This window comes from Variovorax sp. H27-G14 (genome assembly GCF_046156345.1).
Taxonomy (GTDB): Bacteria; Pseudomonadota; Gammaproteobacteria; order Burkholderiales; family Burkholderiaceae_C; genus Variovorax.
Genome location: NZ_JAYLVN010000002.1, coordinates 421700 through 435597 on the forward strand (window position 1 = coordinate 421700; position 13898 = coordinate 435597).

General features: G+C 69.3%; 9 protein-coding genes. 7 read left to right on the forward strand and 2 right to left on the reverse strand.

Features of this window, described 5'->3' with window-relative positions; all coding sequences use genetic code 11:
• The first annotated feature begins 29 nt into the window (after window positions 1-29).
• Window positions 30-3326, forward strand: a complete 3297-nt coding sequence (locus tag VLK31_RS07520; RefSeq protein WP_409167758.1) for an efflux RND transporter permease subunit — start codon at window positions 30-32, stop codon at window positions 3324-3326.
• A gap of 18 nt (window positions 3327-3344) precedes the next feature.
• Window positions 3345-4814 (forward strand): efflux transporter outer membrane subunit, encoded by a 1470-nt coding sequence (locus VLK31_RS07525; RefSeq protein WP_409167759.1) that lies wholly within the window; start codon window positions 3345-3347, stop codon window positions 4812-4814.
• 73 nt (window positions 4815-4887) lie between these two features.
• Here the strand turns inward: VLK31_RS07525 and VLK31_RS07530 are convergent, their stop codons facing one another.
• Window positions 4888-5130 carry a hypothetical protein gene (locus VLK31_RS07530; RefSeq protein WP_409167760.1) on the reverse strand — a complete coding sequence of 81 codons (243 nt, stop codon included), beginning with the start codon at window positions 5128-5130 and terminating at the stop codon, window positions 4888-4890.
• A gap of 138 nt (window positions 5131-5268) precedes the next feature.
• Here VLK31_RS07530 and VLK31_RS07535 point away from each other — a divergent pair, with 138 nt between their 5' ends.
• The 4 genes from VLK31_RS07535 (at window position 5269) to VLK31_RS07550 (ending at window position 9312) form a co-directional block, all read left to right on the forward strand.
• Window positions 5269-6729: a cobyric acid synthase gene (locus tag VLK31_RS07535; RefSeq protein ID WP_409167761.1), complete on the forward strand. Its 1461-nt coding sequence runs from the start codon at window positions 5269-5271 to the stop codon at window positions 6727-6729.
• 125 nt (window positions 6730-6854) lie between these two features.
• A complete protein-coding gene (gene cobT / locus VLK31_RS07540) occupies window positions 6855-7892 on the forward strand; it encodes a nicotinate-nucleotide--dimethylbenzimidazole phosphoribosyltransferase (protein WP_409168040.1) in 1038 nt (345 codons plus the stop codon).
• 53 nt (window positions 7893-7945) lie between these two features.
• Window positions 7946-8740, forward strand: a complete 795-nt coding sequence (locus VLK31_RS07545) for an adenosylcobinamide-GDP ribazoletransferase (protein ID WP_409167762.1) — start codon at window positions 7946-7948, stop codon at window positions 8738-8740.
• Window positions 8737-9312, forward strand: a complete 576-nt coding sequence (locus tag VLK31_RS07550; RefSeq protein ID WP_409167763.1) for a histidine phosphatase family protein — start codon at window positions 8737-8739, stop codon at window positions 9310-9312. Before VLK31_RS07545 ends, VLK31_RS07550 begins: the two co-directional genes overlap by 4 nt.
• Before the next feature lie 31 nt (window positions 9313-9343).
• On the opposite strand, the gene VLK31_RS07555 is transcribed toward VLK31_RS07550, so the two are convergent.
• The gene (locus VLK31_RS07555) at window positions 9344-12175 is read right to left on the reverse strand and encodes a LuxR C-terminal-related transcriptional regulator (protein WP_409167764.1); all 2832 of its coding nucleotides are present in this window, start codon (window positions 12173-12175) and stop codon (window positions 9344-9346) included.
• 143 nt (window positions 12176-12318) lie between these two features.
• Here VLK31_RS07555 and VLK31_RS07560 point away from each other — a divergent pair, with 143 nt between their 5' ends.
• Entirely contained in the window at window positions 12319-13881 is a 1563-nt protein-coding gene (locus tag VLK31_RS07560) for a methyl-accepting chemotaxis protein (RefSeq protein WP_409168041.1), read from the forward strand.
• The last annotated feature ends 17 nt before the right edge of the window (window positions 13882-13898 follow it).

Below are 13898 nucleotides of genomic sequence, written 5' to 3' on the forward strand. Positions count from 1 at the left end.
GGCGCATCCGCGCCCGCCGGAGAACAAACATGAATCTTTCAAAATTCTTCATCGACCGGCCGATCTTTGCCGGCGTGCTGTCGCTATTGATGCTGATAGCCGGCCTGATCGCGCTGCGCGGGCTGCCGATTTCGGAGTACCCGGAAGTCGCGCCGCCTTCGGTGGTGGTGCGCGCCCAGTACCCGGGTGCCAACCCGAAGGTGATTGCTGAAACGGTGGCCACGCCGCTCGAAGAGCAGATCAACGGCGTCGAAGGCATGCTCTACATGGGCAGCCAGGCCACCACCGACGGCGTGCTCACGCTCACCGTCACGTTCCGCCTGGGCACCGACCCCGACAAGGCACAGCAGCTGGTGCAGAACCGCGTCTCGCAAGCCGAGCCGCGCCTGCCCGAGGAAGTGCGCCGCCTGGGCATCACCACCGTCAAGAGCGCCCCTGACCTGACGATGGTGGTTCACCTGGTTTCGCCCAACAACCGCTACGACATCAACTACCTGCGCAACTACGCGGTGCTGAACGTGAAGGACCCGCTCGCGCGCATCGAAGGCGTGGGCCAGGTGCAGATCTTCGGCGGTGGCGACTACTCCATGCGCGTGTGGCTCGACCCGCAGAAGGTCGCGCAGCGCGGCCTCTCGGCCAGCGACGTGGTGGCCGCCATCCGTGGCCAGAACGTGCAGGCCGCGGCCGGCGTGGTCGGCGCATCGCCGGGCCTGTCGGGCGTGGACATGCAGCTCTCCATCAATGCGCAAGGGCGCCTGCAGAGCGAAGAAGAGTTCGGCGACATCATTGTGAAGAGCGGCACCGACGGCGCCGTGACCCGCCTGCGCGACATCGGCCGCCTGGAGATGGGCGCGGCCGACTACTCGCTGCGTTCGCTGCTGAACAACGACCCGGCCGTGGGCATGGGCGTGTTCCAGGCACCAGGCTCCAACGCGCTGGACATCTCGTCCAACGTGCGCAAGACGATGGAAGCGCTCAACAAGAACATGCCCGAAGGCCTGGAGTACCGCATTGCGTACGACCCGACGCAGTTTGTGCGTGCGTCCATCGAATCGGTGATCCACACGCTGCTGGAGGCCATTCTGCTGGTGGTGCTGGTGGTGATTCTGTTCCTGCAGACCTGGCGCGCTTCCATCATTCCGCTGCTGGCCGTGCCGGTGTCGGTGATCGGCACTTTCGCGGTGCTGCATGTGCTGGGCTTTTCGATCAACGCGCTGAGCCTGTTCGGGCTGGTGCTGGCCATCGGCATCGTGGTGGACGACGCCATCGTGGTGGTGGAGAACGTGGAGCGCAACATCGAGGCCGGCCTCACGCCGCGTGAAGCGACCTACCGGGCGATGCGCGAAGTGTCGGGCCCCATCATCGCCATCGCGCTGGTGCTGGTGGCCGTGTTTGTGCCGCTGGCTTTCATCAGCGGCCTCACGGGTCAGTTCTACAAGCAGTTCGCGGTGACCATCGCCATCTCGACGGTGATCTCGGCTATCAACTCGCTCACGCTGTCGCCCGCGCTCGCTGCCTTGCTGCTGCGCGGCCACGACCAGCCGAAAGACGCGCTCACGCGCGGCATGGACAAGGCATTCGGCTGGCTGTTCCGCGGCTTCAACCGTTTGTTCCATCGTGGTTCTGAGGCCTACAGCGGCGGCGTGAAGAGCGTCATCTCGCGCAAGTCGCTGATGCTGGTGATCTACGTGGCACTGGTCGCGGTGACCTTCGGCCTCTTCAAGGCCGTGCCCGGCGGCTTCGTGCCGGCGCAGGACAAGCAATACCTGATCGGTTTTGCCCAACTGCCCGACGGCGCCACACTCGACCGCACGGAAGACGTCATCAAGCGCATGGGTGAGCTCATCAAGAAGAACCCGAACGTGGAAGACGCCATCTCGTTCCCGGGCCTGTCGATCAACGGCTTCACCAACAGCTCCAACTCGGGCATCGTGTTCGTCACGCTCAAGCCCTTCGACGAGCGCAAGCGCACCGATCAAAGTGGTGGTGCGGTGGCAGGCCAGTTGAACGGTGCCTTCTCCAGCATTCAGGACGCCTTCATCGTGATGTTCCCGCCGCCACCGGTGGCGGGCCTGGGCACCACGGGCGGCTTCAAGCTGCAGCTGGAAGACCGCGCGTCGGTCGGCTACGACCAGATGGACCAGGCGGTGAAGGCCTTCATGGCCAAGGCGCAGGCCGCCCCCGAGCTGGCCGGCATGTTCACGAGCTGGCAGGTCAACGTGCCGCAGCTGTATGCGGACATCGACCGCACCAAGGCGCGCCAGCTGGGCGTGCCGGTGACGGACATCTTCGACACCATGCAGATCTACCTGGGCAGCCTGTACGCGAACGACTTCAACAAGTTCGGCCGCACATACAGCGTGCGGGTGCAGGCCGACGCGCCTTACCGCGCCCGTGCCGAAGACGTGGGCCTGCTGAAGGTGCGCTCGACCTCCGGCGAAATGGTGCCGCTGGCCGCGCTGATGAAGGTGAATTCGACCTTCGGCCCGGAACGCGCCATGCGCTACAACGGCTACCTTGCCGCCGACATCAACGGCGGCCCGGCCCCCGGCTATTCGTCGGGCCAGGCGCAGGACGCGATCACCAAGATTGCGGCCGAGACGCTGCCCAAGGGCGTGAGCTTTGAATGGACCGAGCTGACGTACCAGGAAATTCTGGCCGGCAACTCCGCCTTTCTGGTGTTCCCGCTGGCCATCTTGCTGGTGTTCCTGGTGCTGGCCGCGCAGTACGAGAGCCTGACGCTGCCGATCGCGATCATCCTGATCGTGCCGATGGGCATCCTGGCCGCCATGACGGGTGTGTGGATCTCGGGGGGTGACAACAACGTCTTCACGCAGATCGGGTTGATCGTGCTGGTGGGGCTGAGTGCGAAGAACGCGATTCTGATTGTGGAGTTCGCACGGGAGCTCGAATTTGCCGGGCGAACCCCCGTGCAAGCCGCCATCGAAGCCAGCCGCCTGCGCCTGCGCCCGATTCTCATGACCTCGCTGGCCTTTGTGATGGGTGTGCTGCCCCTGGTGCTGTCGACCGGCGCCGGCTCGGAAATGCGCAAGGCGATGGGTGTGGCGGTGTTCTCCGGAATGATCGGCGTGACGGCCTTCGGCCTGTTCCTGACGCCGGTGTTCTATGTGCTGCTGCGCCGCCTGGCGGGCAACAAGCCGCTCAAGCTGCATGGCCAGGTGCCGCACGGCGAAGAGTTTGTGTCGGGCGAGCATCCGGCCACGCCGAGCGCACCTGCCTCGCAAGGTCCGCACGGTGGTTCGGGTGGCGGTGGGCTGCACCCGGTGCCCGCATCGCCGCGTCCCTCGCACGGTTCGCATGACTGATCGAGAAGAAAGTTGATCATGAAATTCTCAGTACAACCTCTGGTGAAACCCCTGAATGCGTTTCGCTCGGCCTTGCTGCCGCTGATGGCGGCCCTGGTGCTCGCAGGCTGCGCCACCGTGCCCGCGGGCGTGCCGCAAATCACGACCACGGCGCAGTTCAAGGAGCAGGGCGCGGCGCCGCCCGCGGGCTTCACGCGGGCGCTGCCCGCCGAAGCCCAGGCGCGCGGCGCCTGGTGGCTGGCGTTCAACGACCCGGCGCTCAACGCGCTGGTCGAGAAGGCCGACGTCGACAACAACAACATCCAGGCCGCCGCCGCGCGGCTGGCCGAAGCCCGTGCCTTGGCACGCAGCGCCCAGGCCGACCGCCTGCCGCAGATCGGCCTGGGCGCCGGTGCCAATCGGGGCGCGGGTCTGGACAAGGCCACGGCCAGCGTGCGCCCGGCCACCATCACCAATGTGGGCGCCACGTTCTCCTACGAGCTGGATCTGTTCGGGCGGCTTTCGGGGGCCAGCAACGCGGCCAAGCTGGACGCGGCCGGCCGCGAGGCGCTGCTGCAGAGCACCCGCCTGGCGGTGCAGGCCGAGGTGGCGCAGACCTACCTGCAGCTGCGCGCGCTCGACGCCGAACGCGCCCTGGTGCGCGAACAGGTCGAGGCCTACCGCGACACGCTGCGCCTGACGCAGCGCCGCGAGCAGGCCGGCGACATTGCCGAGCTGGACGTGGCCCGCGTGCAGACCGAGGTGTCGTCGACCGAGTCCGACGCGCTGGCGCTCGACCGCCAGCGCGCCCAGGTCGAACATGCGCTGGCCGTGCTGGTGGGCGATTCGGCCTCCAGCTTTGCGCTGCGCTCCGACGAATGGTCGACCGCGCTGCCGTCCATTCCGCCCGGCGTGCCCGGCACGGTGCTCACGCGCCGGCCCGACGTGTCGGCCGCGCAAAGCGCCGTGCTGGCCGCGCAGGCCCGCGTGGGCGTGGCGCAGACCGCATGGTTTCCGGACATTTCCCTGACCGGCGCCGCCGGCTATGCCTCGCCGGAAATTGGCGACCTCTTCAAGTGGTCGGCCCGCTCGTGGGGCGTGGGTGCGCTGCTGTCGCTGCCGCTGTTCGACGGCGGCCGGCGCGAGGCGGGCGTGCAGAGCGCCAATGCGCAGCTCGACGGTGCGCTGGCCGGCTACCGCACGCAGGTGCTCGTGGCGTTCCAGGAGGTGGAAGACCAGCTGTCGTCCATCCGCATCCTGCAGGAGCAGTCGGTGGTGCAGGCGCAGGCCGTGACCTCGGCCACGCGCGCCACCAGCCTGTCTGACACGCGCTACCGCAACGGCTACATCAGCCAGCTCGATTTGCTGGACGCGCGCCGCAGCGAGCTGCGCAACCGCCGCCAGGCGCTGCAGGTGAAGTCGGCCCAGTACCAGGCGGCCGTGGGCCTGGTGCGCGCCATTGGCGGGGGCTGGGACGTTCCCGCGGTACAGCACGTGGCGGCACGTTGATCTGAGGTTGATAGCCGCAGCGAAAAATTTGAAAGCCTGAACGTCGAAAGGCGGTCTTTGCGCCGCCGTGGGTTCAGCCTTTGCCGGCTGTGCCTGCGGCGGCGCTTATTTTTTGCAGCTCCGACACGCCCATGGCCAGCGCGTTGGAGTAGCTGACCTGCGGCTTGGTGGCCGCTTTGTAGACGCGGTAATCGAGCGTTTCGGACGAGTCGCCGCCATGGTGGGCTTCGAGCAGCGTCCAGAAGAACTGGCCGGGTTCACGTTCTTCGACGGCAAGGGCCAGATCGTTCAGGGCGGGCATGGGTGGCGGGTGCATTGCGTTGTGTGACCCTGTGTCTACGCAAAAAGCATACTTTTGGATGCATAGGCCACGCTTGCGACGCCCAAGGCGTGAAGAATGTCTCATTTTTCGCGCGCAAGGCCGGCTCAAACCCCGCTCAACGACAATCCGCCGATGAGTTCAAAGGCGAAAAGCGGACCGGCGCAGTGCGTCATGGTCCTGGGCACCACCAGCGGTGCCGGCAAGAGCTGGCTGGCCACCGCGCTGTGCCGCTGGTACGTGCGGCGCGGCCTGAAAGTAGCGCCTTTCAAGGCGCAGAACATGAGCAACAACGCCCGCGTGGTGGGCGGCGGCGAAATCGGCAGCGCCCAGTACTTTCAGGCGCTGGCCGCCAATGCGGTGCCCGATGTGCGAATGAACCCGCTGCTGCTCAAGCCCGAGCGCGACACCCACAGCCAGGTGGTGCTGATGGGGCAGGTCAGCGAAGAACTCTCCGCCTTGCCCTGGCGCGGCCGCAGCGAGCGCGTGTGGCCGCAAATTGCGCAGTCGCTGGACGAACTGCGCGCCGACAACGACGTGGTGGTGATCGAAGGCGCCGGTTCGCCCGCCGAAATCAACCTGATGGCCAGCGACATCGTCAACATGCGCGTGGCCCGGCACGCCCAGGCGCGCTGCCTGCTCGCAACCGACATCGACCGCGGCGGCGCCTTTGCCCATCTGTACGGCACCTGGGCGCTGCTGCCGGAGGCCGACCGCGCGCTGCTGCGCGGCTTTGTGCTCAACAAGTTCCGTGGCGACGCCTCTTTGCTGGCGCCCGCGCCGCAGCAACTGCAGGCGCTGACCGGCGTGCCCACGGTGGCGGTGCTGCCGATGTGGTGGCAGCACGGCCTGCCGGAAGAAGACGGCGTGTTCGACGACCGCAGCCGGGCGAGTGGCACCGTCACGCGCACCGTGGCGGTCATCGCTTATCCGCGCATCAGCAACCTCGACGAGTTTCAGTCGCTGAAGAACGTGCCGGGCGTGCGCCTGGTGTGGGCCCGCACGCCGGCCGACGTGCACGGCGCGGACTGGATCGTGCTGCCCGGCTCCAAGCACACCAGCGGCGACCTGGCCTGGCTGCGCGCGCAGGGGCTGGACGCCGCCGTGGCCGCGCACGCCGAGCGTGGCGGCGCGGTGCTGGGCATCTGCGGCGGGCTGCAGATGCTGGGCGAGGCGCTGGTCGATCCGCACGGCATCGACGGCAATGCGCCGGGCCTGGGCCTGCTGCCGCTGGTGACAGTGTTCGCACGCGAGAAAACCGTGCGCCACCGTGCCGCGACCTTCGGCGAACTCACGGGCGCCTGGGGCGCGCTGTCGCGCGTGCCGGTGGCGGGCTACGAAATTCACCACGGGCAAACGGCCGCGCATCCGCAGATGGCGCAGCACGGCGAGGCCGTGATGCCCGACGGACTGGCCTGGCAGAACGCGCGCGGCAATGTGCTGGGCATTTATCTGCACGGCCTGTTCGAGGACCCGGGCGCGCTGCATGCGTTATTCGGCACGTCCACGCCCACGCTGGACGCCACCTTCGACGGCCTGGCCGATTTCATCGACACCCATTTCGACGCCGGCGTGCTTGCCGGATTGATTGCATGACCGAATTAATTTCCGCAATTCCCGCAATTCCCGCAATTCCCGCAATTCCCGCAATTCCCGCAATTCCCGCAATTGAATCAATTGCGCCAGTTTCCGCTAATTCTCACGCGCCCGTAATTCAGGAAATTGAATTGATTCCCGTAATTCCCGATCTCGCAGATGCCGATTTAATTGCCCGCCTGCAAAGCGCAATCGACAACAAGACCAAGCCGCTCGGCGCGCTCGGCCGGCTGGAGGCGCTGGCCCTGCGCATCGGCTCCATCCTGGGCAGCGCGCAGCCGGTGCTCGAGGCGCCCCAGATGCTGGTCTGCGCCGGCGACCACGGGCTGGCGGCGCGCGGTGTCTCGGCCTACCCGAGCGACGTGACCTGGCAAATGGTCGAGAACTTTCTGGCCGGCGGCGCGGCGGTGAGCGTGCTGGCGCGCCAGCACGGCCTGGCGCTCACGGTGGTCGATTGCGGCGTGCGCCGCGACTTTCAGGCCCGCCCCGGGCTGGTGTCGCGCCGCATCGCCGAAGGCACCGCCGACGCGTCGGCGGGCCCCGCCATGACCGCCGCGCAGTGCGCGCAGGCCATCTCCAACGGCCGCGAGGTGGTGCGCGCGCTGCCGGGCAATGCGCTGCTGCTGGGAGAAATGGGCATCGGCAACAGCTCCGCTGCCGCGCTGCTGCTGTCGCGCCTGGCCGGGCTGCGCATCGACGACTGCACCGGCGCCGGCACCGGGCTGGACGCTGCGGGCCTGGCGCGCAAACGCGAGGTGCTGCGCGAGGTGCTGGCGCTGCATGCGTCCGCCACCGCGCCGCTGGACGCGCTGGCCGCCTTCGGCGGGTTCGAGATCGCCACGCTGGTCGGCGCGGTGCTGCAGGCGGCCGAGGAGCGCCGCGTGATCGTGCTCGACGGCTTCATCGCCAGCTCGGCCGTGCTGGTGGCGCAGGCGCTGCAGCCCGCCGTGCTGCAGCGCTGCGTGGCAGCGCATTGCTCGGCCGAGCCGGGGCACCTGCTGCTGCTGGCGCACCTGGGGCTCGACCCGCTGCTGAACCTCGACCTGCGGCTGGGCGAAGGCTCGGGCGCCGCGCTGGCGTGGCCGCTGCTTGAATCGGCCTGCCGCATCCTGCGCGAGATGGCCAGCTTCGAGGCGGCTGGCGTGTCGCGCAAGGACGCCTGAGGCGGCACGAACAGGCACCAGGCACCAGGCAACCAAGCAACCAAGGCACCCGGATGAACGGCATTCGCCACTTTTTGCTCGCGCTGCAGTTTTTCACGCGGGTACCCGTGACGGGCCCGCTCGCGGCCTGGGTCGGGTTCAGCCCGCAGATGCTGCGCGCCAGCGCGGCACACCTGCCGGGCATCGGCTGGCTGGTGGGCGCGGTGGCGGCGGGGGTGTTCGTGGGCGTGGGCATGGGCCTGCCCGGCGTGGCGGGCGCGCTGGCCGCCGCGGTGTTGAGCACCTTTGCCACGGTCATGATGACCGGCGCCTTCCATGAAGACGGGCTGGCCGACGTGGCCGACGGCCTGGGCGGCTCGGCCCGGCGCGACCGGGCGCTGGAAATCATGAAGGACTCGCGCATCGGCGCCTTCGGCGCGGTGGCGCTGGTGCTGGCGCTGGGGCTCAAGTTCGCGCTGCTCGCCACGCTGGCCGGGCAGGGGTGGCAGGCGGCGGGCATTGCCGTGGTCGGCGCGCATGTGCTGTCGCGCCTGATGCCGCTCTTTCTGATTCGCTGGCTGCCCTATGTGGGCGACAGCGGTGCCAGCAAGGCCAAGCCGCTGGCCGACGCCATCACCGGTGGCGCGCTGGCCATCGCCTTCGTGTGGGCGCTGCCGGCGGTGGCGTTGCTGCTGTGCGCGCACGACGCGGTGCACGTGGGCGCGGCCGTGCTGGTGGCGGTGCTGGCGGCGGGCTGGATGGCGCGGCTCCTTGTGCGGCGCCTGCAGGGCTTTACCGGCGACGGCCTGGGCGCGACCCAGCAGGTCTGCGAGCTGGCGATCTACCTCGCGCTGGCGTGGCGCGCATGAGCGCGGGCCGGCGCACCCTCTGGCTGCAGCGCCACGCGCCGGTGGTGGCCGAGCCGGGCCTGTGCTACGGCGCGACCGACCTGCGGGCGCACGCGCACGCCACGCTGGCCGCCGCGCAGCGCATCGCGCCCCTGCTGCCAGTCGGTGTGGTGTTGCGCAGTTCCCCGCTGCGGCGCTGCGCCGAACTGGCCGACGCCATCGTGGCGCTGCGCCCCGACCTGTCAGTGCAGCACGACGCCCGCCTGGCCGAGATGAATTTCGGCGCCTGGGAAGGGCGCCCCTGGTCCGCCATTGCGCGCGAAGAAATCGACGCCTGGACCGCCAACTTTGCCGACGCGCCTGCCGGTGTTCACGGCGAGAGCGTGCGCGGCTTCATGCAGCGCGTGGCCGCCGCGCACGACGAATGGCGGGCCGGCGAGTGCAGCGCGCTGTGGGTCACGCATGCCGGCGTGCTGCGCGCCGTGACGCTGTTGCAGCGCGGTGTTCGCTGCGCCGAAACCGCCGCCGACTGGCCCGCGGGCGAGCTGGCGTTCGGCGGCTGGCTGACGTTCGAGCACCCGCCCGGCAACTGACGCAGCCGCGTTTTTCTGCCTGCCGCCGCCGTCAGGGCTGCCCGCCGGCGTCGCGTTCCTGTTCCATGCGCATGCGCGCGCCCACGGCCTCGCGCCCGTGGGCGTCCAGCTTCAGGTAGATGTTCTTCAGGTGCCACTTGACCGTGTCCAGCGACAGCCCGAGCGTGAGCGCGATCTTTTTGTTGGGCATCGACTGCACCAGCAGCTCGACCACCTCGGCCTCGCGCAGCGTGAGCAGGCGCACCAGGCTGCGGTCGTCCCGAAAGCGCGGGGCCGGCGGCGGCGCGGTGGCGCGCTCCGGGCGCTGGGCGCGGGCCAGAGCTTCGATGCGCTCGGCGAAGAACACCAGCACCGGGTCGAGGTTGGGCACCGCGCGCGCCGCCTGAATGAGCTGCAGCGCGTTGTCGTGCGCGCCCAGCAAGGTCTGCATCAAGCCCAGCCGGTGGGCCATGCGCAGGGTGGCGCGCACCCGTGCGCCGCTGGCCTCGGTGCGCCCGAGCCGGCGCTCGGCCTCGGCCGCCTGCAGTTGCAGGGCCGCCACCGCGCCGACCTGGCCGCGCTGCTTGTAACGCTGCACCAGCGCTTCTGTCTTCGACAGTGCCAGCGGCCACTGGCCCTCGTGCATCGCCATGCGCACGCGCGCCTGCTCCAGCGCGTCGGCCACTTGCCTCAGGGCGCCGGCTTCGTCCTGCGGGTGCGCCGCGTGCAGCGCCTCCAGCGCCTGCAAGGGCACGCGCGCCGCGTCGACGTCGTTGCGCGCCAGCTGCACCTGGAGCTGCTCCAGCAGCACCCAGGCCAGCGCGCGGTGCGTGCCCAGGCCCTGCAGAAAGCTTGCGGCCTGCGCAAGGTGCGCCAGCGCATCGCGCCACTTGCCGGCGGCCTGCTGCGCGCGGTTGGTCATGAGGATCATGCGCAGCGTGGTGTCGGGAATCAGGCCGTCCTGCGTGCCCGGCTGCGCCTCGATGTAGCGCGCCGCCACTTGTGGACCCTGCTGCTCGCACAGCACCTGCGCGAGCAGTTGCGCGGTGAGCCGGGTCACTTCGACGCACTGCGTGCCGCGTGCTTGCACTTCGCTCAGCACATGGCGGTAGATGCGCTCGGCGCGGTGCATCTGGCCCTCGATGGCGTACGACAGACCCACCAGGCACTGGCCCACCAGCGAGCCGAACAGGCTCTCGACCACCGGCTCGCCGTTGACCAGGGCCAGCGGCTCGTCGCGCTGAATCTGCCGCGCCCGCTCGAACTCGCCGTTGCGCAGGTGCAGCCAGGTCAGCACGTTGCGCCGCCCGGCGCGCGCAAACTCGTCGGCCGCCGCCGGTGGCGCCAGAAGCTGCGAAACCAGTTGGGACAGCGCGTGGCTGTCGTCGCGGCGGATGGCGAGCAGGCACTCCAGCAGTGTCAGCCGGTAGCGCATGGCCGGGTCGATGCCGGCCGGCTCCGCGCGCAGGGCGGCAATGCCCTGGGCGCAGTCGTCCAGCCGGTAGTCGGCCAGCGCAACCCAGCCCAGCCACTGCCGCAGGTTGGCGCTGTCGCCCAGCGTCGCGGGGTCGAGCTGGCGCATCAGCGCGATGGCCTCGATCAGCTGGCCGCCCATGAACAGCGCCAACGCGCCGCGCTCGGCCAGCCGGTGGGCCGCCTGGGTGTCGTGGGCGGCCAGCGCGTGGCGTACGGCCTGGTGGTGCATGCCGCGCAGCGCGAGCGAGGGCCAGGCCTTGGCATGGAGCTTGAGCCGCTCGGCCTCGGGCCAGGCGGCCAGGCGCGCCAGCAGCACGCGGCGCAGCAGCGGGTGCAGTTGCCACCAGCGCTCGCCGGCCGGGCCTTGTGGCACCACCGACAGCAGGCCCTCGCGCGCCGGCGGGCCGAGCAGCTCCGTGCACAGGGTCGGGGTGTAGCCGGCGCCCGCCAGCTCGGCGCACAGCGACGCGCTGAAGCGGGTGGGGGCCGCGCACAGCGTGAGCAGGCGCAACTGCGTGGCGGACAGCCGCGGAAAAACATGGGCGGCGAAGTACGCCGAAAAGGGTGCGAGGTCGGGCAGCCCTTCAGGCGGCAGCGGCTGCGTGCCGCGCCGCCGGCGCACCACGGCGCTGGCCAGCCGCAGCAGGGCCGGCCAGCCGTCGGTCATGCGATGGAAGGCCGCGGCGGTGCGCGCGTCCAGGTCGGGCAGGCGCATGCGCAGGTAGTCGAGCGACTCCGCCAGGCTGAAGCGCAGGTCGTCGTTGTCCAGCTCCAGCGCCTGGGTGGGGGCATGGGCCGGCGCCAGGGGCAGCGGCAAGGTGATCGGAAGGGTGAAGGGGAGGCTGTCGCGGCTGGCAAACACGCACAGCAGGTTGGCCGGCGCATACGCCACCAGCAGTTGCAGGGCGTTCAGCACGTTGTCGCTTTGCGCGCTTTGCACGTCGTCCACGATCAGCACCAGCCTTCGGCCGCGGGCGGCAATGCCGCGCACCAGCGCGATGACCAGCCGCTCGATGGCGTCGGCGTCAGGGCGGGCGTGGGCCACGGCATGCCGCGCAATGCCCGCGTCCACGGCGGCCAGCGCGGCCATGAGGGCGGCCATGAAATGCAGGTCGCCTTCGGCCATGTTGCCCAGGCTGTTCAGGCTGGCCAGCCGCAGCCAGGCGATGTCGGTGCCCGCGGACACCAGCTCGCGCTGCCAGCTCAGCAGCAGCGAACTCTTGCCGAACCCGGAGGGCGCGCGCAGCACGATGCAGCGGCGCTCGTGCGCCGCGGAGAGCCGATCTAGCAGGGCTTGGCGCACCAGCAGGCGGCGGCTTCGGGTGCGCAGCGCGGGCGCGTTGGGCAGGCCGGGAGCGCCTTGAATACCGTGAGGGCCGAAAGTGCCGGAATGAGGGGCAGGTTGCATCGGCCCGGATTTTCATCGATCCCGACCCCCAGATGTATCCCATGTTCAAGGGTTTGCCCACCCCACCTTTCAGGGGTGGGGTGACGCACGGCGAGCCGGTCGATAACCGATCACACCACCATGGAGCTCGTCCTATGTTCGCTATGTTCGTTCTGTCGAATCTCAAAATCGGCGCCCGCCTGGGCTTGGGTTTTGCGCTGTTGCTGTTGTTGCAGCTGGTGATTGCGGGCATTGGCCTGCACGAGATGGCCAACCTGTCGGACCGCATCGCTTTTGCAACCGAGGTGGGGGCCGGCAAGCTGGACCAGCTGAACAACGTGCAGTCGGCCATCGGCAAGCGGGCGATTGCGGCGCGCAACCTGGCGCTGGTGACGGACCCGGCCGCGCAGAAGGGCGACGTGGAGTTGGTGGCGCGCTCGCAGCGCGAGATCGACAGCGGGCTGCAGAACCTGGCCACGCTCATGGCCAACCCGGCGTCGACCAACGCCGAGGAGCGCCAGATGCTCGACAGGCTGCGCGCGCTCGAGGTGCTGTACCTGCCCATTGCCGGCAAGGTGCTGACCCTGGCCACCTCCAACCAGACCGAGGCCGCCGTGAAAGTGCTCACGCAGGAGTGCATGCCGCTGCTCAACCAGGTGCTGTCGCATGTGTCGACGTTTCAGCAACTGCTGAAAAAGAGCGCCGACGAGAGCGCGACCTCCGCGCAGGCGGCCTACCAGCGGGCCAAGTGGATCATTCTGTCGATCAGCGGCGCGTCGCTGATCGGCGGGCTGCTGCTGGCGTTTCGCATGACGCGCTCCATCACCCTGCCGCTCGGGCAGGCGGTGACGGTGGCGCAGCAGGTGGCCTCGGGCGACCTCACGGCGCGCATCGAGGTGGCGGACAAATCGGAGTCGGGCCTGCTCATGAACGCGCTGCGCGCCATGAACGACGAGCTGGCCAAGGTGGTGGGGCAGGTGCGCGCGGGCACCGATTCGATTGCCACGGCGTCGGAGCAGATTGCCATCGGCAATCGCGACCTTTCTTCGCGCACCGAGGAGCAGGCCAGCTCGCTGGAGCAAACGGCCGCGTCCATGCAGGAGCTCACCTCCACCGTGAAGCAGAACGCGGACAACGCGCGCCTGGCCAACCAGCTGGCCGACTCGGCCTCGCAGGTGGCCTCGCGCGGCGGCGCGGTGGTGGAGCAGGTGGTGGAGAAGATGGCCTCCATCCATGCGTCGTCGCGCAAGGTGGTGGAGATCATTGGCGTGATCGACGGCATTTCGTTCCAGACCAACATCCTTGCGCTGAACGCGGCGGTGGAGGCGGCCCGCGCGGGCGAGCAGGGGCGCGGCTTTGCGGTGGTGGCCTCGGAGGTGCGCAACCTGGCGCAGCGCTCGGCCGCGGCGGCCAAGGAAATCAAGACGCTGATCGGCGACTCGGTGAACGAGGTGCACGCGGGCAGCGCGCTGGTCAACGAGGCCGGCAAGACCATGGAAGAAATCATGGGCAGCGTGCGCCGGGTGACGGACATCATGGCCGAGATCACCGCGGCCAGCCAGGAGCAATCGAGCGGCATCGAGCAGGTGAACGACGCCATCAAGCAGATGGACCGCACCACGCAGCAGAACGCGGCGCTGGTGGAGCAGGCCTCTGCCGCGGCGCAGTCGATGAACGATCAGGCCGCGGGGCTGGTGGGGGCGGTGCGCATGTTCAAGCTGCGCTGAGCGGGGGCGTCAGTTCA

What these genes read in the sequence shown, in the direction of transcription:
- VLK31_RS07560 (WP_409168041.1), top strand. Translation starts at nt 12,319, where the DNA reads ATGTTCGTTCTGTCGAATCTCAAAATCGGCGCCCGCCTGGGCTTGGGT.
- VLK31_RS07545 (WP_409167762.1), top strand. Translation starts at nt 7,946, where the DNA reads ATGAACGGCATTCGCCACTTTTTGCTCGCGCTGCAGTTTTTCACGCGG.
- VLK31_RS07555 (WP_409167764.1), bottom strand. Translation starts at nt 12,175, where the DNA reads ATGCAACCTGCCCCTCATTCCGGCACTTTCGGCCCTCACGGTATTCAA.
- VLK31_RS07550 (WP_409167763.1), top strand. Translation starts at nt 8,737, where the DNA reads ATGAGCGCGGGCCGGCGCACCCTCTGGCTGCAGCGCCACGCGCCGGTG.
- VLK31_RS07530 (WP_409167760.1), bottom strand. Translation starts at nt 5,130, where the DNA reads ATGCACCCGCCACCCATGCCCGCCCTGAACGATCTGGCCCTTGCCGTC.
- VLK31_RS07520 (WP_409167758.1), top strand. Translation starts at nt 30, where the DNA reads ATGAATCTTTCAAAATTCTTCATCGACCGGCCGATCTTTGCCGGCGTG.
- VLK31_RS07525 (WP_409167759.1), top strand. Translation starts at nt 3,345, where the DNA reads ATGAAATTCTCAGTACAACCTCTGGTGAAACCCCTGAATGCGTTTCGC.
- VLK31_RS07535 (WP_409167761.1), top strand. Translation starts at nt 5,269, where the DNA reads ATGAGTTCAAAGGCGAAAAGCGGACCGGCGCAGTGCGTCATGGTCCTG.